The organism is Streptomyces sp. BBFR102 (assembly GCF_051397025.1).
GTDB lineage: Bacteria > Actinomycetota > Actinomycetes > Streptomycetales > Streptomycetaceae > Streptomyces.
In genome coordinates, this window is sequence record NZ_CP195757.1 from 3000086 (window position 1) to 3023043 (window position 22958).

25 protein-coding genes and 1 tRNA gene are annotated in these 22958 nt (G+C 70.9%); 14 read left to right on the forward strand and 12 right to left on the reverse strand.

The features are described 5' to 3' along the window. Positions 1 to 332 precede the first annotated feature (332 nt). Entirely contained in the window at positions 333 to 1319 is a 987-nt protein-coding gene (locus tag ACSLIC_RS13310; protein ID WP_436737881.1) for an alpha/beta hydrolase fold domain-containing protein, read from the forward strand. Positions 1320 to 1664: 345 nt separating this feature from the next. Then, the gene (locus ACSLIC_RS13315) at positions 1665 to 3950 is read left to right on the forward strand and encodes a (Fe-S)-binding protein (protein WP_436737882.1); all 2286 of its coding nucleotides are present in this window, start codon (positions 1665 to 1667) and stop codon (positions 3948 to 3950) included. Between the two features lie 107 nt (positions 3951 to 4057). On the opposite strand, the gene ACSLIC_RS13320 is transcribed toward ACSLIC_RS13315, so the two are convergent. Together ACSLIC_RS13320 and ACSLIC_RS13325 are read right to left on the reverse strand one after the other, a co-directional pair. After that, on the reverse strand, positions 4058 to 4279 hold the full coding sequence (locus tag ACSLIC_RS13320; protein ID WP_436737883.1) for a hypothetical protein: 222 nt from the start codon (positions 4277 to 4279) through the stop codon (positions 4058 to 4060). Beyond that, the gene (locus tag ACSLIC_RS13325) at positions 4276 to 4455 is read right to left on the reverse strand and encodes a hypothetical protein (RefSeq protein WP_436737884.1); all 180 of its coding nucleotides are present in this window, start codon (positions 4453 to 4455) and stop codon (positions 4276 to 4278) included. The genes ACSLIC_RS13320 and ACSLIC_RS13325 overlap by 4 nt, the downstream gene beginning before the upstream one ends. Before the next feature lie 169 nt (positions 4456 to 4624). On the opposite strand from ACSLIC_RS13325, the gene ACSLIC_RS13330 reads away from it, so the two are divergent. From ACSLIC_RS13330 to ACSLIC_RS13355, 6 genes are all read left to right on the forward strand, one after another. Then, on the forward strand, positions 4625 to 5455 hold the full coding sequence (locus tag ACSLIC_RS13330; RefSeq protein ID WP_436740366.1) for a helix-turn-helix domain-containing protein: 831 nt from the start codon (positions 4625 to 4627) through the stop codon (positions 5453 to 5455). Beyond that, on the forward strand, positions 5452 to 5661 hold the full coding sequence (locus tag ACSLIC_RS13335) for a DUF397 domain-containing protein (protein ID WP_436737885.1): 210 nt from the start codon (positions 5452 to 5454) through the stop codon (positions 5659 to 5661). The genes ACSLIC_RS13330 and ACSLIC_RS13335 overlap by 4 nt, the downstream gene beginning before the upstream one ends. 451 nt (positions 5662 to 6112) lie before the next feature. Further along, on the forward strand, positions 6113 to 7525 hold the full coding sequence (locus tag ACSLIC_RS13340) for an FG-GAP repeat domain-containing protein (RefSeq protein WP_436737886.1): 1413 nt from the start codon (positions 6113 to 6115) through the stop codon (positions 7523 to 7525). A 156-nt stretch (positions 7526 to 7681) separates the two neighbouring features. After that, on the forward strand, positions 7682 to 9292 hold the full coding sequence (locus ACSLIC_RS13345; protein WP_436737887.1) for an FG-GAP-like repeat-containing protein: 1611 nt from the start codon (positions 7682 to 7684) through the stop codon (positions 9290 to 9292). A 125-nt stretch (positions 9293 to 9417) separates the two neighbouring features. Then, complete coding sequence (locus tag ACSLIC_RS13350) at positions 9418 to 10413, forward strand: YIP1 family protein (RefSeq protein WP_436737888.1); 996 nt, start codon at positions 9418 to 9420, stop codon at positions 10411 to 10413. Positions 10414 to 10488: 75 nt separating this feature from the next. Continuing rightward, on the forward strand, positions 10489 to 11031 hold the full coding sequence (locus tag ACSLIC_RS13355; RefSeq protein ID WP_436737889.1) for a hypothetical protein: 543 nt from the start codon (positions 10489 to 10491) through the stop codon (positions 11029 to 11031). Positions 11032 to 11237: 206 nt separating this feature from the next. Here ACSLIC_RS13355 and ACSLIC_RS13360 read toward each other — a convergent pair whose 3' ends face one another. The 5 genes from ACSLIC_RS13360 to ACSLIC_RS13380 form a co-directional block, all read right to left on the reverse strand. Then, positions 11238 to 12107 (reverse strand): GNAT family N-acetyltransferase, encoded by an 870-nt coding sequence (locus ACSLIC_RS13360; protein ID WP_436737890.1) that lies wholly within the window; start codon positions 12105 to 12107, stop codon positions 11238 to 11240. A gap of 88 nt (positions 12108 to 12195) precedes the next feature. After that, positions 12196 to 12360: a hypothetical protein gene (locus ACSLIC_RS13365; RefSeq protein ID WP_436737891.1), complete on the reverse strand. Its 165-nt coding sequence runs from the start codon at positions 12358 to 12360 to the stop codon at positions 12196 to 12198. Further along, on the reverse strand, positions 12357 to 13481 hold the full coding sequence (locus ACSLIC_RS13370) for a radical SAM protein (RefSeq protein WP_436737892.1): 1125 nt from the start codon (positions 13479 to 13481) through the stop codon (positions 12357 to 12359). Before ACSLIC_RS13370 ends, ACSLIC_RS13365 begins: the two co-directional genes overlap by 4 nt. Then, entirely contained in the window at positions 13481 to 13684 is a 204-nt protein-coding gene (locus tag ACSLIC_RS13375; RefSeq protein ID WP_436737893.1) for a hypothetical protein, read from the reverse strand. The genes ACSLIC_RS13370 and ACSLIC_RS13375 overlap by 1 nt, the downstream gene beginning before the upstream one ends. 169 nt (positions 13685 to 13853) lie before the next feature. Continuing rightward, complete coding sequence (locus ACSLIC_RS13380) at positions 13854 to 14084, reverse strand: hypothetical protein (RefSeq protein ID WP_436737894.1); 231 nt, start codon at positions 14082 to 14084, stop codon at positions 13854 to 13856. A gap of 117 nt (positions 14085 to 14201) precedes the next feature. Here ACSLIC_RS13380 and ACSLIC_RS13385 point away from each other — a divergent pair, with 117 nt between their 5' ends. Beyond that, positions 14202 to 14948: an XRE family transcriptional regulator gene (locus ACSLIC_RS13385; protein ID WP_436737895.1), complete on the forward strand. Its 747-nt coding sequence runs from the start codon at positions 14202 to 14204 to the stop codon at positions 14946 to 14948. Between the two features lie 2 nt (positions 14949 to 14950). Next, positions 14951 to 15421, forward strand: coding sequence for an NUDIX domain-containing protein (locus ACSLIC_RS13390; protein ID WP_436737896.1), 471 nt, complete (start codon positions 14951 to 14953; stop codon positions 15419 to 15421). A gap of 303 nt (positions 15422 to 15724) precedes the next feature. Here the strand turns inward: ACSLIC_RS13390 and ACSLIC_RS13395 are convergent, their stop codons facing one another. After that, positions 15725 to 16234, reverse strand: a complete 510-nt coding sequence (locus ACSLIC_RS13395) for a phosphoribosyltransferase (RefSeq protein ID WP_436737897.1) — start codon at positions 16232 to 16234, stop codon at positions 15725 to 15727. An 8-nt stretch (positions 16235 to 16242) separates the two neighbouring features. Beyond that, positions 16243 to 16818: a dCTP deaminase gene (gene dcd / locus ACSLIC_RS13400; RefSeq protein ID WP_436737898.1), complete on the reverse strand. Its 576-nt coding sequence runs from the start codon at positions 16816 to 16818 to the stop codon at positions 16243 to 16245. Between the two features lie 498 nt (positions 16819 to 17316). Here dcd and ACSLIC_RS13405 point away from each other — a divergent pair. Further along, positions 17317 to 17390, forward strand: a tRNA-Gly gene (locus ACSLIC_RS13405). Positions 17391 to 17690: 300 nt separating this feature from the next. Here ACSLIC_RS13405 and ACSLIC_RS13410 read toward each other — a convergent pair. Next, positions 17691 to 18167, reverse strand: coding sequence for a hypothetical protein (locus ACSLIC_RS13410; protein WP_436737899.1), 477 nt, complete (start codon positions 18165 to 18167; stop codon positions 17691 to 17693). Positions 18168 to 18943: 776 nt separating this feature from the next. Between ACSLIC_RS13410 and ACSLIC_RS13415 the strand changes: the two genes are divergently transcribed. Further along, positions 18944 to 19438, forward strand: a complete 495-nt coding sequence (locus tag ACSLIC_RS13415) for a hypothetical protein (protein ID WP_436737900.1) — start codon at positions 18944 to 18946, stop codon at positions 19436 to 19438. 103 nt (positions 19439 to 19541) lie between these two features. Here ACSLIC_RS13415 and ACSLIC_RS13420 read toward each other — a convergent pair whose 3' ends face one another. Then, positions 19542 to 20363: a hypothetical protein gene (locus ACSLIC_RS13420; protein WP_436737901.1), complete on the reverse strand. Its 822-nt coding sequence runs from the start codon at positions 20361 to 20363 to the stop codon at positions 19542 to 19544. Between the two features lie 141 nt (positions 20364 to 20504). Further along, complete coding sequence (locus tag ACSLIC_RS13425) at positions 20505 to 20822, reverse strand: Tn3 family transposase (protein WP_436740367.1); 318 nt, start codon at positions 20820 to 20822, stop codon at positions 20505 to 20507. Positions 20823 to 21111: 289 nt separating this feature from the next. Between ACSLIC_RS13425 and ACSLIC_RS13430 the strand changes: the two genes are divergently transcribed. Both ACSLIC_RS13430 and ACSLIC_RS13435 read left to right on the forward strand, forming a co-directional pair. Then, positions 21112 to 22239 (forward strand): ABC transporter permease, encoded by a 1128-nt coding sequence (locus tag ACSLIC_RS13430; RefSeq protein ID WP_436737902.1) that lies wholly within the window; start codon positions 21112 to 21114, stop codon positions 22237 to 22239. Then, the gene (locus ACSLIC_RS13435; RefSeq protein WP_436737903.1) at positions 22236 to 22952 is read left to right on the forward strand and encodes an ABC transporter ATP-binding protein; all 717 of its coding nucleotides are present in this window, start codon (positions 22236 to 22238) and stop codon (positions 22950 to 22952) included. Before ACSLIC_RS13430 ends, ACSLIC_RS13435 begins: the two co-directional genes overlap by 4 nt. Positions 22953 to 22958 lie beyond the last annotated feature (6 nt).

Genomic DNA, 22958 nt, shown 5'->3' on the forward strand with positions numbered 1-22958 from the left:
CCGGTGGCGCCCGTGACCGCCGCACGGGCGAGCCGGACCCGGGAGACCGGGCGACCGGTGCAAGGCCGGAGGCCCCGGCACACAGCCGGGACACCGGGGGAGATGAGGGGGAGGCCGCCCGTCGGGGGACGGCGGCAGGTGCGGACGCCAGGGGGGAAGGCGTCCGTACGACGGAAGGCAGCCCCGTCGCGACGGGGGATACGCGACGGGGCTGCCTCCGGCATTATGCAACCAGCTCCGGGGCAGATCTCAACGGACCCCCTCCTTCCGGATGCCCGGCCCGGCTGGGCCGCCTCCCCGCGCCCCGCGCGGACCACCCCAGGAGCCCGCCCGTGCCCGCGACCCCCGCCGAGCCGCCCCCGCCCGCCCCGCCCTACGACCCCGAGCTGGCCGCTGCCGCCGCCGAGCTGCGCCGCACCACGCCCGACACCGCCGAGGTCGACATGGTCCCGGCGCTGCGGGAGGCGGTCGCCGCCTACCCGGAGGTGACCGACGACCAGCTGACGGCCGGCGGTGCCTGGCGGGTCGAAGAGGACGACGCGGACGGCGTCCCCGTCCTCGTCTGCCGCCCCACCGCACCCGCGCCCGGCCCGCTCCCCTTCCTCTGCGCCCTGCATGGCGGCGGCATGATCGTCGGCGACCGCCGGGCGGGCGTCCTCGACCCCCTCACCTACGCGCGCGAGCTGGGCTGCGCCGTCGTCTCCGTCGACTACCGCCTCGCCCCCGAGTACCCCCACCCCGCCCCCGTCGAGGACTGCCTGACGGCGCTCTCCTGGACCCTCGGCGAGGGCGCCGCCGCCCACGGCCTCGACCCGGACCGCTCCGTCCTGCACGGCACCAGCGCGGGCGGCGGCCTCGCCGCCGGTGCCGCCCTGCTCGCCCGGGACCGGGGCGTGCGGCTCCCGGCCGCGCTGATGCTGCTCTCCCCGATGCTCGACGACCGCAACGACAGCCTCTCCGCCCGCCAGCTCGCCGGTTGCGGCGTCTGGGACCGGGCGGCCAACGAGGCGGGCTGGGCCGCGCTGCTCGGCCGGGCGGCCGGCGGCCCCGGCGTCCCCCCGTACGCCGCCCCGGCCCGCGCCCGCGACCTCTCGGGCCTGCCTCCCCTCTACCTGGACGTCGGCTCGGCCGAGACCTTCCGCGACGAGGGCGCGGCCTTCGCCTCCCGGGTCTGGGGCGCGGGCGGCCGGGCCGAGCTGCACGTCTGGCCGGGCGCCTTCCACGGCTCGGACGGCCTGGTCCCCGGCGCCAGGATCTCCCGGGCCGCCCGCGCCGCCCGCCTGGACTGGCTGCGACGGGTGCTGGAGCTGTCCGGCTGAGCCGAGGGGGCGCGCGGGCGGACGCGCCCGGCGCCGATGTCCCGCGAACCGTCCGCCATGTCGGATGATGTGGTGATCGAACGCGTCGAAGGGGCCGCAGGGCCGACAGCGGCGGGGCGGCGCCGCGACGGGACGCCGCCTCGCCACTCAGGGTCGCCTCAGCGACGCAGATCACCGCCCGGCTGGCTACAGTGCGGCCGAATAAATGGATAGTCTCGTACGGACTGAGTAAGTTACCGCTTAGTAATGAGCGCGGGGCCATCCTCGCACCGGCGGTGCCGCCTCGGTCGCCGTCCGCATGACCATCCGCCTAGCTATCCGCTCGCGCAGGTTCGAGGAGCCTCCATGCAACTCGCCGCGATCATTGTGTCGTTGACCCTCGCCGTCGTCGGCGTGGCGCTGTTCGGCCGGGCCATCGCGCAGATCTACCGGTACGTCCGCCTCGGCCAGCCCGTCCCCGCGGGCACCCGGACCGACGAGCCGGTGCAGCGCACCGTCACGGTGGCCAAGGAGTTCCTCGGCCACACCCGGATGAACCGCTGGGGCGTCGTCGGCGTCGCGCACTGGTTCGTCGCGGTGGGCTTCTTCGCGCTCGTGCTCACCCTGGTCCACGCGCTGGGCCAGGTCTTCCAGGCCGACTGGCAGCTGCCGATCATCGGCGGCTGGGCGCCGTACGAGATCTTCACCGAGCTGGTGGGCCTGCTGACGTTCCTCGGCATCGCCGTGCTGATCGTCATCCGCCAGCTCTCGCGCCCCGACCGGCCGGGCCGCAAGTCCCGCTTCGCCGGGTCCAACACCGGCCAGGCGTACTTCGTCGAGGCCGTCATCCTCATCATCGGCGTGGCCATCCTGGTCCTGCGCGGTCTTGAGGGCGCCCTGCACCACGTGGACCACTTCGAGTGGTCGTACCTGGTGACGTACCCGATGGTGGCCGGCTTCCGCGGGCTCGGCACGGAGACGATCCAGAACCTCGTCTACCTCGTCGCCACGATCAAGATCGGTACGTCCTTCATCTGGATGATCACCGTCGCGCTCAAGACCGACATGGGCGTGGCCTGGCACCGCTTCCTCGCCTTCCCGAACATCTGGTTCAAGCGCGAGGCCGACGGCTCCACCGCCCTCGGTGAGCTGAAGCCGATGGTCTCGGGCGGCAAGGAGATCGACTTCGAGACGGTCTTCGACGAGGAGGAGGGCGCCGAGGAGGCGGTCTTCGGCGCCTCGCAGGTCGAGCACTTCTCGTGGAAGGGCCTGCTGGACTTCTCCACCTGCACCGAGTGCGGGCGCTGCCAGTCGCAGTGCCCCGCCTGGAACACCGGCAAGCCGCTCTCCCCGAAGCTCCTCATCATGTCGCTGCGCGACCACGCGCACGCCAAGGCCCCGTACCTGCTGGCCGGCGGCGGCAAGACGATGGAGGGCGAGGAGAAGGCCACGGCGGAGCAGCTGAAGGACGTCCCCGCCGCCGCGCTGGCCGAGGCCGAGCGCCCCCTCATCGGCACCGCCGAGGAGAACGGCGTCATCGACCCCGACGTCCTGTGGTCCTGCACCACCTGCGGCGCCTGCGTCGAGCAGTGCCCGGTGGACATCGAGCACATCGACCACATCGTCGACATGCGCCGCTACCAGGTGATGATCGAGTCCGCGTTCCCGTCCGAGGCGGGCACGATGCTCAAGAACCTGGAGAAGAAGGGCAACCCCTGGGGGCTCGCCAAGAAGAAGCGCGTCGAGTGGACCAAGGAGGTCGACTTCGAGGTCCCGATCGTCGGCCAGGACGTGGAGGACCTCACCGAGGTCGACTACCTCTACTGGGTCGGCTGCGCGGGCGCTCTGGAAGACCGCGCGAAGAAGACCACCAAGGCCTTCGCGGAGCTGCTCCACATCGCGGGCGTCACGTTCGCGATCATGGGCGGCGACGAGAAGTGCACCGGTGACTCGCCCCGCCGCCTCGGCAACGAGCCGCTGTTCCAGCAGCTCGGTCAGGAGAACGTCGCGATGCTGAACATGGCGTTCGGCGAGGACGACGAGGACGCGTCGACGAAGAAGCCCAAGGGCTCCAAGAAGATCGTCGCGACCTGCCCGCACTGCTTCAACACGATCGCCAACGAGTACCCGCAGCTCGGCGGCGAGTACGAGGTCATCCACCACACCCAGCTGCTCCAGCACCTGGTGGACGAGGGCAAGCTCGTGCCGGTCACCCCGGTCGAGGGCCTGATCACGTACCACGACCCGTGCTACCTGGGCCGCCACAACAAGGTCTACACGCCGCCGCGCGAGATCATCGCCAGCGTCCCGGGCCTGCGCAACGAGGAGATGCACCGCCACAAGGAGCGCGGCTTCTGCTGCGGCGCCGGTGGTGCCCGGATGTGGATGGAGGAGCGCATCGGCAAGCGCGTCAACGACGAGCGCGTCGACGAGGCCCTCTCCCTCAACCCGGACATCGTCTCCACCGCCTGCCCGTTCTGCCTCGTCATGCTGACCGACTCGGTCAACGGCAAGAAGAACGAGGGCAAGGCCAAGGAGAGCCTGACGGTCGTCGACGTCTCCCAGCTCCTCCTGGAGTCGGTCAAGACCCCGGCGGACCCGTCCACGGACGAGGCCGCGGAGGACACTCCGGAGCCGGAACCGGCGAAGTAGGGCCGGGCATCCCGGCCGACGTACAGCCCGAAGGGCCGCTCCCGCCAGCACGGCGGGGGCGGCCCTTCGGCGTGGGCGGCCCGTCCCGTCCCGGCGGGACACGCGGGTCACTCCGGGTCGTCGGGGAGCGCGGTGTGCAGGCGCCCGCAGCCGAGCACGGGGCAGCGGACGTAACGGGGCTGTTCGGGGGCGGGGACGGGCTCGGTGGGCGGCTGGGCCTGGTCCTCCAGCGCGGCGCGGCGACGGCAGCCCTCGCACCGGCAGGGCGGGAAGCGCAGGGGGTCGAACTCGCTGTACGCCTTCCCGCCGGGGTCGTACCCCGCGCTCACCGGGGCTCACCCGCCCGGCACTGCGCACTCTCCTGGTGCCGCCGGAGCAGGACCCGGCAGTCCGTGGCCCGGCTGAGGTCCCGCTGGGCCGTGGCGACCGTCTCGGCGAGCTTCCATTCCTCGCACCCGTCGCACGTCCGGGCGCCCTGGTCCTGGGGGGATTCGGCAGCACTCACAGGCATGCCTCCTTTCAACGGTGGAAGCGCCCCGGGGGCGCGAACGCCCGTGAATACGCCCCGGCGTCCACTCCACTCCGTAGCGATTCCGCTACCAAGAGGCATCAGGGTGACCTAGTGTCGAAGAGTCATCAACGTGGGGAAAACGGATGGGGAGTTGAGCCGCACTGTGGTGAATCGAAAGGAAATCGACCCCGAGGAGTCGCCGGCTGCCGAGTTCGGGGCGCTTCTTCGCAGGTTGCGGGATGAACGGGGCTGGACTCAGGAAGAGCTGGGCGCGCGCATGCGCATCTCCGGAACGCATATATCTGCGGTGGAAACTCATCGCAGGCCTCCAACTCCTCGTTTCGCGAGGAGTGCTGACCGGGCGCTGGGGACGGGCGACCTGCTGGCCCGGAAAGTGCGTGCTGTGCGGAACTCCTCCTTGCTGGAGGGCTTTCCGGAGTTCGTGAAGCAGGAGATACGCGCCACGGAGATCAGGCTCTTCGAGCTGGGCATCATCCCCGGCCTGCTCCAGACCTCGGAGTACGCCGCCGCCATCACTCGGGGCGCTCTACGGCGAGGTGCGATCAGCGAGCAGCAGGCCGAGGAGCGCTTGACCCTGCTCGCCAAGCGCCAGGCCTCGCTGAAGCGTGATCCCGTCCCCATCATTCATGTGGTGCTGGACGAGAGCTGTATCCGGCGTTTGGTCGGAGGTGCCGAGGTCATGTCCGACCAGTTGGAGAGCCTGATCGCCTTCGGAGAGCTACCGAACACTGTGCTTCAGGTTGCTCCGTACGAACTGGGCGAACTCAGGTCATTCGATCTACCGGTCCACCTGCTGACGCTGCCAGAAAGAACGGTTCTGGCATATGCGGAATCGGCCCAACAGGGTTTGTTGGAGCGCGATTATGGCGCTGTTCAGCCCATGCTGACGGCGTACCATCAGCTCCAAGCCGAAGCGCTGTCGCAGAGCGCCTCCACGGTGTTGATCGATCAGGTACGAAAGGGCATCTCGTGACGACCGAATCTCCCCGCTGGTTCAAGTCCTCCTACAGCAGCAACGGTGGCGCCTGCGTCGAGGTGGCAGCCAACCTCCTCCCCACCCACGGCATCGTCCCGGTCCGCGACTCCAAGGTGCTGTCCGGCCCGGTCCTCACCGTCCAGGCCGCCGCCTTCTCGTCCTTCGTGGCGGGCGTCAAGGCGGGCAACTTCCCCTCCGCCTGAACGATTCAGCCTCTCGGGCCGCCGTCGAACCGCCCCGTCGCACCCTGCGGCGGGGCGGTTCGCTGCCGCAGCGTGCCTGCTGTCCGAGGCGCGCCCCGTCCCCGGGGCCAAGGCAGGCCGAAGCACGCCCAGGGCTCTCGGCCTTCGTGGCGGGCGTCGGGTCGGGCGTCCTGGAAGTCCTCCGAGGGGCCGGACCGGCTCCCCCCGCCCGCCCCCGCCCCGCACGCGGATGGCACGCGGGTGAGCGGTTCGCAGGGGATGCCGCCCGTGTAGGGACGGGGGCATCCCGCCGATTCGGCCCCGAACCGCCCGCTGTGACACGGCAGTTCGAGCCCTCCACCCACATGGCTCCCACCCCGCCCCTACCCCCCGCCCCGCCCCAGGAGCATCATGGCCCCGAAATCCGGGCCGCCAGGGCCCCCGGGCACACACGCAGGGACGGGCACACCACATGGGCATACGCAGCCGGGCGCGCGGCAACGACGCACCTTCCCGCACCCCGAGTCGCGCCCCCCGCCCCCGCACCCCCCGCCGAGCCGCCACCCTCCTCGCCGCAGCCCTCGCCCTCACCGCCTGCGCCCCGTCGGACGACGGAGGCGAGGCCCGCTCCACCCAGGCCAACGCCAAGTCCGGCAAGGCCACCCCGCCCCTCCCCGTCCCCCGGGGCAAGGGGACTCGCGCCGCCCGGGACACCGCCGCACCCCCGGACTTCAACGGTGACGGCCATCCCGACCTGGTCCTCGACGAGTTGGCCAAGGGCGCGGACGACCCGCAGGGCGACGACGCGGGCATCGGGATCGTCTACGGGAGCGAGCGCGGCCTCGTCCCCGGCGCCCGCCAGTTGCTCTCACCCACCCGGAACGCCGCCGAGGTCGAGGGCGTCCTGCCCGCCGCCTTCGACGCGGAGGCCGCCTGCGACCTGGACGGGGACGGGTACACCGACCTGGTCGTCTCCACCGATCCGCCGTTCGACGGGCAGGGGCGTCCGCCCGTTCCGGTGCAGTTGGTCTTCGGCGGGCCCCAGGGGCTGACCGGGCGCGCCGTCGTCCTGCGCGTCCCCGACCGGGCCCGGTTCGGCAACGACTGGGCCGACCACCCCGTCTGCGGGGACTTCGACGGGGACGGCGAGGCGGACCTGGTCCTGCACGCCAGCAGCAGCCGACTCTCCTTCCTCCGGGGCCCGTTCACCCGCAAGGGCGCTCCCGCCGCGGCCGGCCCCACCCTGCCCGTCCCCGGCGACCTGCCGACCGGCCCCGCCGCCGACCTCGACGGCGACGGGAGAAGCGACCTGGTCGTCCGCGCGGGCGGTGGCCGCGCCAGGGCCCGCGTCGTCCTCGGCGGACCCCAGGGCCCGACCCGCCCGGGCCCGGCCCTGCCCGCCGCCACCGCCCACGCCTTCGGCCACTTCACGGGCAGCGGCAGCGGCACCCGTACGGCCGGCCTCGACACCGCCCTCGCCGCCGGCGCCACCCTGCGCCTGCGCCCCGGTGCCCCCGGACGGCCCGCCACCACCGTGAAGACCCGCGCCCCGGGCCCCCTCGCGGCCGGTGACGCCGACGGCGACGGCCTCACCGACCTCGCCCTCGCCCCGGCCGACGGCACCCGCGCCGTCACCGTGCTGCCCGGCGCCCGTACCGGCCTCGACGCGGGCGGGGCCGTCACCGTCACGCCGCCCGGCGGCAAGGGCGACGCCGTGCGGCTGCTGGCCCTGGCCGACTACGACGGCGACGGCCGCGCCGACCTGGTCCTGCGCACCGTCCACGGCGCCACCCGCGACTCCGTCACCGTCCACCCCGGCACGGCGAAGGGCACCGCCGCGCGCCCGGCGCTGTCGTTCACGACGGCCGACCTGCTGCCGCGCTGACCTCGTGGGGAGCGGAGCCGGGCCGCCTGCCTGGGCCCGGCGCCGTCGCACCCCGTAACCTCACCCGCAGAGCTTCCGCCACCTGACCGACCCCCGGCGCCACCACCCCGTCCTCGTTCGCGACGGGAGCCCGGCCCGCCCAGGAGAGCCCCAGACATGCCGCAGTACCTCCGCACCGCCCTCGCCGCCGCGACCGCCGCCGTCCTGACCGGCGGGCTCCTCGCCGTGGCACCCGTGGCCACCGCGGACTCCGGTACGCCGGTCGCCGGCGCCGACTTCAACGGCGACGGGTACGCCGACGTCGCCGTCTCCGCGCCCAGGGCGACCGTCGAGGGCCAGGTGGCCGCCGGACAGCTCGCGATCATCTACGGCGGCCCCGAGGGGAACCGGCACACCACGATCCACCAGGACAGCCCGGGCGTCCCCGGCGACGCGGAGCCGTACGACCACTTCGGCGCCGCCCACGCCTGGGGCGACTTCGACGGCGACGGCTACGACGACCTGGTCACCGGCGCCCCGGGCGAGGACATCGGCGACGACCACGACACCGGTACCGCCGTCGTCCTCTGGGGCTCCCCCTCCGGCCTGGTCGGCGGCACCACCCTCAAGGACCCGCGCCCCGGCAGCCACGACGGCTTCGGCGCCCCCGTCACCACCGGCGACTTCGACGGTGACGGCCGCACCGACATAGCCATGGGTGCCGCCTACGGCTACGCCTCCGTCGACGTCTTCCTCGGCGGCGTCACCCGCGACGGCACCCCCGGCTCCCACCACGTCGTCACCCCGCCCCTGCACGGCCGCTTCGGCCTCGGTGCCCGCTCACTGGGCGCCGGCGACCTGGACGGTGACGGCAAGGACGACCTGCTCGTCGACGGGTACGCCGCCGACGACGCCCGCCCCGCCACCTTCTGGCTCCCCGGCACCGCCGAAGGCCCCACCGCCACCGGCACCCAGCGCCTCCCCGGCGGCCCCGTGGGCGCGGTCGGCGACACCGACGGCGACGGCTACGACGAGGTCGTCCTCGGCACCGACCCCACCGAGGCCGCCGACGGCCCCCGCGAACTGGCGCCCCCCAAGGACCCCGGGATCGCCAAGCCCTCCGAGGACACCCCCGAGGCCAAGGCCCGCGAGAGGGCCCAGCAGGTCAAGGACGACAAGGCCGAGGCCGCCGCCAAGGCCCCCCGCTCCCCGGCCGTCGGGGAACCCGCCCGCCCCAGCGAACTCGGCGGCTCGGTCCGCGTCGTCCACGGCACCGCCGAGGGCCCCGCCCACGGCCTGGTCCGCACCCTCACCCCGGAGACGGTCGGCGTCCCCGGCAACGTCGAGAAGGGCGACGCCTTCGGCGCCGACCTCGCCCTCGGCGACCTCGACGGCGACGGCCACCTCGACCTGCTCGTCGGGGTCCCCGGCGAGCACATCGACGGCGTCCCCGAGACCGGCGCCGTCATCGCCCTCTACGGCGACACCGACGGCTCCGGCCTCACCGGCGACGGCGCCCGCTCCCTCCACCAGAACGCCCGCCCCTTCCGCGACGGGAACGAGCCCGGCGACCGCTTCGGCACCGCCGTCCACCTCGCCGACCTCGACGGCGACGGCCTCGCCGACCCCGTCATCGGCGCCGCCGGCGAGAACGCCGGCAACGGCTCCTTCCACACCGCCCGCTCCACCAGGACGCGCAAGCTCACCGACCCGGCCGTCCTGTACGTCTCCACCCTCGGCATCCCCACCGAGGGGGCCCCGGAGCTGGGGAGCCACCTCTCGGGCTGACCCGGCCTTTCCCTTCCGCGTCCCCTAAGGGTCCCCCGGCGGGGATGTCACAGCTCGGCCGCAAACGCCCCTTCCGCCAACTCGCCCCGGCGCGCGATCCGTCCGGACCAGGTACGTTCGACCACGTGGCTGGATTCAGGACCGGACGCGGCCGGGACAACCGCACCGACGGACCGCACGGACAACCGCGGCAGCAGCCGTACGGGCAGCAAGCCCCGTACGGCGGTCAGCCGACCCCGCCCGCCGGCGGCTACCAGGGCGGACCGCCCCCGCAGTGGCCCCAGGCCGGCGGCCAGGGCGAGCCGGAGTACTTCGGCGACCCAGGCCACGGCGGCCACCAGCCGTACCCCCCGCAGCAGCCCCAACAGCCGCCGGCCGGCTACGGCTACCCGGGCGCCGGCGCCCCGGACCCGTACGCGGGCCAACCCGGTCCCGACCCGTACGCCCGGCGCCCCCAGGCACCGCACGACCCGTACGCGGCGCAGAACAACGCCGGGCACACCCAGGCGTTCTCGATCGACGAGCAGTACCACCACGGCGGCCCGCCCGAGGGCGAGGTCTACGCGACCGGCCCCAGCGGCCCCCGCCTGCACTGGAAGCAGCTGCTGAGCGGCATCGTGCTGCGCCCGGGCCCCACCTTCCACCAGATGCGCGACTACCAGGTGTGGGGCCCCGCCCTCACCGTCACGTTCCTCTACGGCCTGCTCGCCATCTTCGGCTTCGACACCGCCCGCGACGACGTCATAGAGGCCGCCCTCTCCACCGCGATCCCGTACGTCCTGACCACGGCGGTGGCGTTCACCCTGAGCGCCTTCGTCCTCGGCACCGTCACCCACACCCTCGCGCGCCAACTCGGCGGCGCCGGCTCCTGGCAGCCGACGGTGGGCCTGTCGATGCTGGTCATGACCCTGACCGACGTACCGCGCCTGCTGCCCGCCCTCTTCATGGGCGGCGACGCCTCGGTCGTCCAGATCATCGGCTGGCTCACCTGGCTCGCCGCCGGCGCCCTGTTCACCGCGATGGTCGCCAAGTCCCACGACCTGCCCTGGCCGAAGGCGCTGGCCGCCTCCGCGATCCAGCTCCTGGCCCTACTGTCCCTGATCAAGCTCGGCACCTTCTGAGCCCGCGACACACCTGAGGGCCCGGACACCGTGTACTGGTGTCCGGGCCCTCAGCCGCTCAGAGTCACCAAGGACGTGAACCTCGGCACGGCAGACGGCCGGACCGTGGCCCGGATCACGGTGTCCTTCGCCAACAAGTCGTCGCACGACACGTCCCGGCGAATCAAGCGTAAGCACCTGGAGCTGGCACAGCAGGGCAAGGGCAACGGCCCTCCAGTGCCGTACGGATGGCGGAAGGACGACCGCGACACGGTGGACCCCGAGGCGGCAGGGCACATCCGCGCGGCACAGAAGGAGGTGCTTGCCGGGGTGCGCATCAGCACCATCCGCACGCGGTGGCAGGAAGAGGGACTGGGCAACCCCTCGCGCCGGCACCAAGCGCATGGCCCACCATCACGTCGAGCACATCCTGACCAACCCGAGGTCGGTGGGCTACCGGACGTACCACGGCGAGACCGCCACGGCGAGGACGGCAAGCCCGTCAGGGGCGAGTGGGAGACGATCAACACCCCGAAGGAGTGGGAGGACGTCTGCGGGGCCATCGCCGAGCGCAAGCCGAATCCGCTCCAGTCGGACGCGATGTCACGTGCGCCACCCACCAGCTCACCAGGACATTGAGGCCGTCCGAACCGCACGCCGTGTGATCCTCTCCAACTCGACAAGTCGAGAGCAGGGTTGGGGGCAGCCCGTCTCTGGACACGACGACCACCCCAGTGCCATCGGCACCGGGTTCCTGATCAGGGCTTCCGCGACCGGACCACCCCGGATGCTGTCCAGGCCGAGGGGGCCGGTCTTTCGTTGTCGTAGGTCAGGCCGCGATCCCCCTACGCCCGTGTGGTGTGGCTGAAGCCGAGGGAGGTCAGTCCTTCGGACTGACACAGCCTGTCGGAGGGGCCACCGACCTCGGTCTGTAGGAGCTGGTAAGCGGCGCCATGGGACTGGCCCCAGTGCATCGCGGCCCGCCACAGAACACGCCCGAGGCCCTGCCCTCGGGCCTCGGCCAGTACGGCGAAGTACTGAGGCATGAGCTGGGGGCAGCCGATCGCGTCGGGGCGTACTTCCATCGGGCCGATCGCGCCCACGATGCGACCATCCACGGCAGCGGCGAGGACCGGGCCGCACCGGCCGGCTTGCATCTGCCCGTGAAGGAAGGCCAGGCCGTCGGCGGCCATGGCCGTGGCGAACGGGGCAAAGGTCTCTTGCACAGCGGCCGACCAGTGAGTGACGGGGCGGACCGGGCCGCCGGGGTCGGGGCAGGGTTTGGCCGTGAAGTCCTGGAGCTGGATGCGGGCGCCACGCGGGAAGCCGGTTTCGGGGCCGAGCGGGCGCACGACCCTCGCGTTGACTACGTCATGCACGACGGCGAGCTTCGCGGACAGTTCGGCCGCTTCGTCCACGACGCTGTCACGGTGCCCGTAGGCGAAGACCTTGACGGTGCCGCTTCCACGCCGGGTCAGCGTGGGGATGAGGGTGTGATCGGCTTGGTGGACCACGTCGCCCCGAAGGACCGTCTCGTCCTTCTCACTGCTCCAACGCCGGTCCTTGTCGTAGCGAAGGAAGGAACGGTCAGCGACAGCTGCTCGCAGCGTGTCCTCGAAGAGATCCACGGTGAGGACGTGGGGGTGGACGGGGCCGAGAGTCGGCACGATCGGCGCGGTCGACACGGGCCGGAGCCAGTCCCAGCGGAAGAACATGAGCGGCACCTTAACTGTCGGCCGGCCAGGGCTCAGGCCCCGGCGCGAAGGCGCCAGGACCTGAACGGGACCGACCAGATTCAGCCGGTTAGTGGGGGTTATCGTCACCGGCGTCGCAGGAGCACTCCGCGCTCTCCACGACCACGTCCAGGTCCTGGACGGCGGTGACCGCCGATGCGGCAACGGGTGGGGCCGCGCGGCGCGCCGAGGCCGGCGGGCCCGGCAGGAGATCCACCAGTACGGGCGGGATCATGATCCGTTCTCCTTGTCTCCGTGTTGGCAGTAGGTGTGCAGCGGCGCCTTGGCCTCCTGGTAGTGCTTGGCCAGGGGGCGGCAGACCCGGCAGGTGCCGGACAGGGCGCAGCCCTCGCACCCTCCGGTGCGAAGCATGAGGCGGTCGGCGATGGCGCCGAGCCGGGTGAGGCCGTCGATGCCTTCGGCCATGAGGTCGATCTGGTCGTCGCGGCCGACCTTGCAGATCGAGACCTTGGCGTGCGGATCGGCGTGGAAGAAGGTGTGCCCGGCGTTGCAGCCTGCGAACGGCTTGCGCTGCCGCAGGTGGGCGGCGGACTGGGCGAGCAGCGGTTCACCGCCGCCCGAGATCGTGGGCGTCATGTTCGTGTACGCGTGGTGCTCCACGTTCCATTCCTCGGCGAGGGCAGCCATCTCGTCGGCCTCGGAGGCGTTGTCCTCAGTCACCACGACGTTGATGCGCAGCGGCAGGCCCGCCTCACGTGCGGCGCTGATACCACGCCGGAACGCCTTCCACGCCCCGCGGCGCTGGGTGAGCGTGTCGAAGGACTCCTCGCTCGCCCCGTACATGCTGACCACCAGGCGGTACGGCGGAGAATCCCGGAAGAGCTTGAGGAGGTCCGGCCGCCAGAGCAGCGAGCCGTTGGTCGAGATGGTGAGCATCATCCCGGCCTGCCAGGCGTACCGGTAGGCGCCCTGGAAGTGAGGGTCCATGGTGGGCTCACCGCCGGTGATCTGGAGCCAGAGGACGCCAGCCTCGCGCGTGATGTCCAGCAGCCGCACCTTGTCCTCCCAATCGAGGCCGGAGAAGGGGCGCTCGCCGAGGTAGCAGTGCTTGCAGCCGAAGTTGCAGCCGAGGTTGATCTCCCAGGAGGCCCGGCAGTAGCCGTACGGGGACGGCTCACGCACCAGCACCGTGCCCTGCGCGGGCCGGCCGCTCAGGTCAATACCCCACACGTCGGACGCGGTCTGCACCGCCCAGGCGGGCAAAGCCTCACCGTCGGCAGCGGCCTGCCGCAGACCCTCGTAGTGGTCAGCGGGGATGCGAGCCCCAGCCCTGGCGCCGGGCTTGAGGAGGAGATGCCCGTCAAGGAACGGGGAGGCAATCAGAGCGTGAGCCATCAGTGGTACTCCTTCCGGATCGAGAAACGCGACGGCACGCGTACGCCCTGGCGGTCGGCGACGCGGCAGTAGATCTCGCCGAGCCCGTTGCAGGTGCCGCAACTCTTGCCGGACGAGTCGGCACCGCTGCCGCCGCAGTCCCCGCAGCTCTCGTTGCGAGGAGGAAGAGAGCTCCGGGGCAGGGTGGTTGGTGCAGTTGCCACGCGGGGAACCTCCGTGCAGAAGAAGGGGTCAGGACAGGGCCACGCGGGCGAGCCGTCCAGGGCGGACCGGTCCAGGTGCCGGTACTGAGGGCGACCCCGATCACGAATCCGCCCGAAGCGCTGATGCAGATCACGAGGAGGACGCCGGCATGCCGGCCGATGACGCGCATCACAGGCCGACCCTGCTGTTGTTGCTCTTCACGGCCAGGCGCGCGCTCAGTTCCTCCCGCGCCTCCGGTACCAGCACGTCGCCGGGCATGGCCTCCCACTCGATGCCACCACCGACCGGTCGCATCTGTACGCGGCCACCGATTTCGCCCATGACGACGCCGATGCGCCTGGCCTTCCGGTCTTTGGCCAGTTCACCGATTCCGGGGCCGGCCTGCTGATTGCTCGCCATGGGCACGAGCATGCTGCCGTTCATAAGGACGTCGGAACCTCCACCGAACCCCACTTCGGGACGTCCCGCGTCAGGTAGAACGTCCCTGGTGCCGTCCCAAGGATCAGGGGGAAACTCATGCCGAACGAGAGACTTCGTGCCGTCATGGCGGAGGGAGGCTGGACGTACGCCACCCTCGCGCAAAGGGTCGAGGTAGACCCCAAATCCGTTGAGCGGTGGGTCAACCTCGGCCGTACGCCACGCCGTGTCACAGCCATGCAGGCGGCAGAGACCCTAGGAGAAGACGTGCACGCGCTATGGCCGGCACTTCGGCAGGCGCGAGCGGCGCGAGCGATCAGTCCGGAGCTCGTGGCGCTCTACGGCCAGCGGGCGGACATCCCCTTATCCGCCTTCGTGGACATGCTGACGCAGGCCCGCGAGCACATCGACGTGCTGGTGTACGCCGCCGTCTTCTTGCACGAGGCGTACCCCCGACTCAACGAGCTCTTGCGGGGGCGAGCCGCTGACGGCTGCTCGATCCGGATCGCGGTGGGCGACGCCGCGAGTGAGAACGTTCGGGCGCGCGGCGAGGAGGAGAAGTTCGGCCACGGCATCGAGTCCCGTTGCCAACTGGCGCTCATGCATTACCGCCCTCTGATCGGCGTACCCGGCATCGACATCCGGACCCACGGGACGACGCTCTACAACTCGTTCTACCGCGCCGATGATCAGTTGTTGGTCAATGGCCACGTCTGGGGCGTCAACGCGTACGGGGCCCCGGTCTGGCATCTTCGGCGAAGCGGCGAAGGCGGCATGTTCGACACTTACGCCGAGAGCTTCAACGCGGTGTGGTCCACGGCGACACCCGTACGGCACGAGGGGTGACCATGGCACGGACCGAGTACTACGACGACCCGAACGCGCCCAAGCCGAACAGCATGGTTGTCGCAGCTTCGGCCGTTGTCACCGATGAACAGGGGCGCATCCTGCTCCAGCGTCGACGCGACAACGATCTGTGGGCCCTCCCCGGCGGGGGCATGGACCTCACCGACTCGCTCCCCGGCACGGCCGTCCGCGAGGTCAAGGAAGAGACCGGCTTGGACGTGGAGATCACGGGGCTGGTCGGCACGTACACCGACCCGAGGCACATCATCGCCTACACGGATGGCGAGGTGCGCCGGCAGTTCAACGTCTGCTTCACCGCGCGGATGGTTGGCGGAGAACTGACGCTCTCCGACGAATCGACGGAGCTGCGGTTCGTCCGTCCTGAGGAGCTGGACCGACTTCCGATGCACCACACGCAGCGACTCAGGCTCCGCCACTTCATGGAGCACCGCGAGCAGCCCTATCTCGGCTAGGCCGATCCGCCGGACAGGCCCGCGCCAGCTGCTCCACACAGCTTGCGATCGCCACCAGCACGGCGAGGAGGTCGCCCAGGAGCTGGGCCTTCGCGAGGCCGCTACCTTGATCGTCCCTTCCGGCTTGGACGTCCGCCTTCTTGCCATGTCCCACTTCCGATCCGGTTGTACCGCACCAGAAACCCAGGGTCCTCGACCTCCTGGCCGAGGCGCAGGATGGACCGGAAGTGGACGGCGAAGTCCTATCGGTAGGCACTGCCACCGAGTGCGGCTCACGGCACGGCGGCTACCGCAGCGCGAGGACTACAGTGCTTCCAGGTTCGGCTTGCGCGGCTCGCCAGACTTACTTACCGGAGGCAAGACCGACCACGGGAAGTTGATCCATTCATCGGTCCGCTTCCACACGTACTCGCACTTCACCAGCGACTGCGACTTCTCGTAGATCACCGCGGAACGCACCTCGGCGACCTCGCCGACGCAGAAGTCGTGCACCAGCTTGAGCGTCTTGCCGGTGTCGGCGACGTCGTCCGCGATGAGCACCTTCTTGTCGGTGAAGTCGATCGCGTTCGGCACCGGCGCCAGCATGACCGGCATCTCCAGCGTCTCGCCCACGCCCGTGTAGAACTCCACGTTCACCAGGTGGATGTTCTTGCAGTCCAGTGCGTACGCCAGGCCGCCGGCGACGAAGACCCCGCCACGCGCGATGGACAGGATGACGTCCGGCTCGTAGCCGTCGTCGGCGATCGTCTGGGCCAGCTCGCGGATGGCCGTGCCGAAGGTCTCGTACGTGAGGTTCTCGCGAACGTCGCTCATGCCGGGTGTCACACCTGCGTCCGATGGAAGTTGAGATAGGAGCGCGAGGCGGTGGGCCCGCGCTGCCCCTGGTAACGGGAGCCGTACCGCTCGGAGCCGTACGGGAACTCCGAGGGCGAGGAGAGCCGGAACATGCAGAGCTGCCCGATCTTCATCCCGGGCCAGAGCTTGATCGGCAGCGTCGCCAGGTTCGACAGCTCCAGCGTCACGTGCCCGGAGAAGCCCGGGTCGATGAAGCCCGCGGTGGAGTGCGTCACCAGACCCAGCCGCCCCAGCGAGCTCTTCCCCTCCAGCCGCGAGGCCAGGTCGTCGGGGAGCGAGATCACCTCGTACGTCGAGGCGAGCACGAACTCCCCGGGGTGCAGGATGAACGGCTCGTCGCCGGGCGGCTCCACCGTCCGCGTCAGCCCGTCCTGCTCCACCGAGGGGTCGATGTGCGGGTACAGGTGGTTCTCGAACACCCGGAAGTACCGGTCGAGACGCACGTCGATACTCGACGGCTGCACCATGTCGGAGTCGAACGGATCGATCCGTACGCGCCCGGCGTCGATCTCGGCCCGGATGTCTTTGTCTGAGAGAAGCACGCACCGAGGATACGCAGAGCGCGCGGGCCCGCCCCAACCGGACGGCCCCGCGCGCAGGTGACTCTTCTTACGCCGTACTACACGGCACTACCGCTTGGCCCACTCCACAGGCACGGCCTGCCTCAGCCGGGCGCACCGCGGACAGCGGATCAGCCGCCCCGGCCCGATCCGCCCGGTCCCGAGCTGCTGCATCGGAAACGAAGCGGTGCTGAACACGTGCCCATCGGCACAGCGGACGACGGTCTGCTCCATCAAAGTCCCAGAGTCCTTCCCCACGAGCCCGTCACACACATCGGCGCCAACGCCGGGAACCCGCCTGCCGCCCCCGGCCGTCCGACACCCGAGGGCACATTACGGGACGAAACCCCGGCCCCGCCGACGCCACCCCCGCCCGCACACCGTACGCCCGCCCCACACGACGAAGCCCCACGCTGGACGGCGGGGGCTGGGCATGGGGTAGAGTAACCAGCGGTCCACCCCTCAGGGGAAGTGGATCTTGCGGGTGTAGTTTAATGGTAGAACATGAGCTTCCCAAGCTCAGAGCGCGAGTTCGATTCTCGTCACCCGCTCCATGAGAAAGCCCCAGGCCAACGGCCGGGGGCTTCTTTGCTGTCTGGACCTCTTACGACCCGCTGTGCCCTCCATGTGCCTTATGCGCGAACATTCTTCTTGCTCCCGGACGACCGACCAGGTCCGGGGGTGCTTCCGATGGTGTTTCGGAACCGTAGGCATTCGTCAGCAACCGAGACGGCACCGGTCTGAGCCTCCACCGAGTCGTCCGTGAGCTGCAGTTACTCCTCGTGGTCCGGACCGGCGCCTGCCTCACCCGCCACCGCGGCATGCCCGACCCGCGCCCACATGACCAAGCGCCATTAAACGACCTCGGAAGCGTCCTGGGAACGTCGCACGACGGCCGCCCCGCGCAGTGCGACGGCGCACCATACGGTCACCAGGAGCAGCGCGGCCGCGGCCAGGCCCGCGACTTCGAGGGGCTCCGGCCGCCAGCCCAAGGACAGCCGGGTGCCGATCATGACGGTGCCGAGGAGGACCTCCGACGGGGAGTAGACCGGCACCCTGGCCGCCACGAACCGCAGAATGGCGCCCAGCCCCAGGCCAATCACCGCCCAGGTGAACAGATAGGGCCAGAGTGCACCCGGCGCGGCGGGCGGCAGGCCGTACTCCTCCGGGCCGATGCGGAACATGGCGCCCAACCACCCCAGCGTGACTCCGGCGGAGGTGACGAGCACCGCCCACAGCGCATGGCGCCACAACGGGCCGGACCGCACTCGCTCGTCCTCATGCTCGTCCTGGGTGTTGATGGGGTTCCTCTTCTCAGGAAGATCCGTCACTCTCGATGAGACGCTCACCGACTGCCGAACGTTGCGTCGCGGACGGTGTCGCGAGCATGCCGAAACACCACGGCCCGCCCCGAGGCCCGTAGCTCGTCGGCGACGAGCCCGGCATGATCCGAACGTGAGGTCCCGTGCGCTGCCGTCAGGCCTTCGGCGCCACACTCATGGGTGTTGAGGACAAAGGTTCATGAGTGGGTGGGGCACGTCGGTCGCCGGCCACACACGACTGCAACCCGCTCGGCATGCTCGCAGGCTACCTTTCCCGGGCGCCGTGCCCCATCCGTGCCCAGCGGAGCGGACAACAGCGGTCAAGCGCGGCACCCAGAGACCACGCCAGCCTCGACCCCTCCAGCCAGACATGCAGGTCAGAGCCACTACAGCCGTTCAAGAACCGTTGATTCCCAAGCTCAGGGCGCGAGTTCGATTCTCGTCACCCGCTCCATCGCAAAGGTCCAGGTCATCGACCGGGGCCTTGTTTGTTGTCCGGACCGCTTCAGGCGTCGCGTGTCAGATCCGCGCGAGGTGGCTCGACCTCGGCGCGACCCGGACCGCCAGCGGCCTCGGCCCTGCACGTCCTCGCGGGGGCGGTCGAGGCCGTCGCGCCCCTGCCGCCCTCGCCCGGGGGTGCCATCCAGCCATTCCCGTGACGTGACCCTGACAAGTTGTCGGTTGCTGTGGGACCGTTCATGACATGCCTGGATCCGTCGCCCCCACTGCGGACGCGAACCGGGCCGTCTGCACACCCCCACGAGTGCGTGACAAGAAGGAGCGACATGAGGCCCACACGGAAACTCTTGTGCGTCACCGCCCTGGCCGTCGCGGTCACCGCCGGTGCGTCCACCGCGGCAAGTGCGCTGGGCCCCGCGGCCTCGCAGCAGGTCGACGGCGTCATCACGGCCGCGGGCAGCACCTGCACCTGGACCGGCGCCACCGTCAGCGCGGACCCGCCCGCCACCGCGACCATCGACGGTGGCACCGTCAACAGCAGCCTGAGCTGCAGCGGCGACGCGAGCGCCACCCTCAACAACAACCCGACGCTCACCTTCGACGACGCGGCGGGCACCGCGGCGTCCGACCTCATCGACATCACGGTGAAGCAGTCCATCGTCACCTGTAGCTACACGGCGTCCGGCGTCGGGTGGACCCGCGACGGCTCCACCCGCACCTACCTGAACCAGGCGTTCACCGCGTCCAAGAGCTCCGGCAGCATCCTGTGCCCGGAATCGATCACCGCCGAGCCCGGATCGGCCTCCCTGAGCTTCCACTGACCCACACGCGCAGAGCCACTCCTTGAGCCGCCGCCGGAGACGTCACCGGCGGCGGCTCTCGCGAAGACGCGCGGAGTACCGGGCGGCCGGCCGGGCCTGCGGGTCAGCCGCGCTTGTAGCTGCGGAAGTTGACCCAGAGGTTCCACGAGACGTCGAGCGTGTGCAGGAACGAGCCGTCCGGGCGTGGCAGTACGACGACTCCCTCGGCCTCGGAGACGGCATCCAGATCCTGCTCGAACTCGCGAGTGACCTGGCCGCTGACCGGATCGACGCGGTTGACGGACCTGTCGCCGTCGTTCGAGGTGAGGTAGAGCTGCCCCTCGTGCACGTCGCCGCCCTGGACGTCATTGAGCGTGGTGCTGAGCGGCACCGTTCGTACCAGGCTGAAGTCGGTCAGACGCAGCACGCGCAGGGTGTTCACCCCGTCGAAGTCCGTGGTGTAGGCGAGGCCCTTGGACGGGTCGATGGCGATCCAGGAGGCGTGCGTCTGGCCCGAGGGGTTGACGGGCAGCGCGTTGCAGACGCCGGTGTGGTCGAGGGTGGCCGCGTCGTACTCGCACACCCAGGGGTGGGCGTAGTCCTTGTCCTCGATGGGCGCGTAGAGCTTTCCGGCGTAATGGGCGATGTCGCCGATGTGGTCACCGCCCTGGTCGGCGATGGCTTCGGGTATCGCGCTGTCGTCGGTGTCGTACGTCTCCGCGTAGTCCATGCTCACCCTGGACAGGCCGGACTTCCAGGAGAAGAACCAGTCGGTGCCGTCGGTGGCGACGCCCTGGGAGCGCTGGAGCGCGTAGATGGTGTTGAACTTCTCGCTGTCGACCTGTGTCCAGCCGGCTGCCGCACTCGCCGGTGAGACGGTCAGTACGAGGGCGGCGGAGGCCGCGAGGGCGGTGGCGGCTGCCAGCGGGCGGGGGCATCTGCGCATGGGGCTTCTCCTGTGGGGTGGGAGGAGGGTTCTACGAGACCTGCGGTGCCGGAGCAACCAGGAACCTATCGGTACGTCAGTGCTGTGTACACAGCACGGGCGGTGGGAGGGGTGGCGAAGCCGGGCCGAGACCCGAGTGCCTCACGGCGTCGGCCCGGCTGATGGAAGCGCTGGTGGCTGAACTCCGCCCCGACCGGCCGGTACCGCCGATGGCCGGTGCCCCGCGACCGGGGCGGTTGTCCATCTACCCAGCGTCCCCAACCGGTCCTCCATCCCGTCCCGGGGCCCGTGCCTCAGTTCGCCGAAGCGGCCGAAGATGATCCGTCGGCCGAGCGCGTGGCGGCCCTCGCCGATGTTCGGCTGGGCGCCAGTCATGCGGCGGTACGCCCCGGAGCCGATGAACTGAAGCAGGTGGAGCGTCCTGAAGATCCGGCCGTAGTGCGCGAACGCATCACCCAGGCAGGTCGTACCGAGTGCTGAGCTGTACTCGCCGCACGTGGGGAACCGCCTCGACCAGCAGCGCCGCCAGGGGGCAGGACCCGCCCGCGGTCAGCCCCGGCCCACCGGTGCCGCACCGCCTGATCGCGAGCGGCATCGTGAACCGGTCCCGGGCCGCCGCGGGACCAGGTGCCGACGGGTGTGTCGACAACCTTCGATACGATGCCGACGCCTCTGTCGTCAAGTTTGAGCAAAGGGGCGGCGTGTCCAGTCGTCGTGCCCTCATCCCCTTCATCGCTCGGAGAACCCCGTGTTCCTTGCCCTACGCGACCTGCGCTTCGCCCGCGGTCGCTTCGCCCTGATGGGCGCGGTGGTCGCGCTCATCGCCGTGCTCGGCGTGCTCCTGTCCGGGCTCGCCGCCGGTCTGGCGGATGCCGGTATATCCGGTCTGCGGGCGCTGCCCGTGACTCATATGGCCTTCGACGAGAAGGCGACCAGCGAGCAGTTCTCCCGCTCGACCGTGGAGCAGAGGGACTGGCAGGCGTGGTCGAAGGCCCCGGGGGTGAAGAGGGCGGAGCCGTTCGGGAACACTCTGGCCAATGCCCAGGTGACCCGGGGAGCCAAGAAGGGCGAGCAGGTCAACCTCGCCGTCTTCGGCATGGCACCGGACTCCCCTCTGGCCCCCAGCCCCAGCAGGGGTGAGGGCCTGAGGGAGGGCGGTGCGGGCATCGTGATCAGCGCCGAGATCGCAGAGCTGGGCGTAGAGGTCGGTGACGTGCTGACCGCGGACAAGAGCGAGGTGCGGCTGAAGGTCGTCGGCATGGTCGACGATGCCGTCTCCTACGGCCACATCGGTGTCGCCTACGCCGACCTCGACACCTGGCGGCACCTCCATTACGGATTGCCGGGCGAACTGCCCGAGGCCGCCGGCCGACAGGCCACGGCCGTCGCCCTGACCCTTGAGCAGGGGGCCGACGTCGCCGCCGTGGAGAAGGCAACCGGCACCCGTGCCGACAGCAAGGAGACCGCCTTCGGTGCCTCCCCCGGCTACACGGCCGAGTCCAGCACCATGGCGCTGATCAAGGGATTCCTCCATGCCATCTCGGCCTTGGTCGTCGGCGCGTTCTTCACCGTCTGGACCGTGCAGCGCAAGGCCGAGATCGCCCTGATGAAGGCGCTGGGTGCCCCCACCGGATACATCCTGCGCGACGCGCTCGCCCAGGTCGTCGCCGTGCTCGTCGGCGCCACGGTCGTGGGTACCGGCGTGGGCCTGGCCCTGGGCAGCGCGATGATCGGCAAGGCGCCCTTCTCCCTCTCCGCCCCGGCCATCGCCACTTCTTCCGGCCTCCTCATCGTCCTCGGGACGGTGGGCGCCGCCGTCGCCGTCCGCCGCATCACCGCCGTGGACCCCCTGACCGCTCTGGGAGCCGCCCGATGACCACATCCGCCACCGACCACCGGGTCACCACGGCCTCCGCGAGCTCCAGTGGACTGCGCCTGGACGACGTCACCCTCACCCTCGGTGACGGCGACGCCGCCGTCACCGCCCTCGACCATGTCAGCCTGACGGTCGCGCCCGGAGAGTTCGTCGCCGTCGTCGGCCCCTCCGGGTCCGGGAAGTCCAGCCTTCTCGCCGTCGCCGGCGGCCTCCAGCGTCCCACCTCGGGCACCGTGCACATCGCCGACACCGAGCTGACCGCGCTGCCGGACAAGCAACGCACCGCCGCCCGCCGCCGTCACATCGGCTTCGTCTTCCAGCAGTCCAATCTGCTGGCCTCCCTCACCGTCAGGGAACAGCTCCTGTTGCCTCTGCACATGGACGGCCGCCTCGACGCCGCCGCCCGGGCCCGGGCCGACGCACTCATCGAAGCGGTCGGACTCACCCACCGGGCAGGGTCCCGCCCCCACCAGCTCTCCGGGGGCGAACGCCAGCGGGCGGGCCTGGCCCGGGCTCTGATGACCTCCCCCGCCGTCCTGCTGGTGGACGAACCCACCTCGGCGCTGGACCGGGTCCGTTCGGCCGAGGCGGTACGGCTGATCGCCGAGCAGACCCACGAGCGCGGCACGGCCACAGTCATGGTCACCCATGACACGGCGATAATGGACGCAGCCGACCGGGTCCACGAGATGGTCGACGGCTGCCTTTCCTGACCGGTC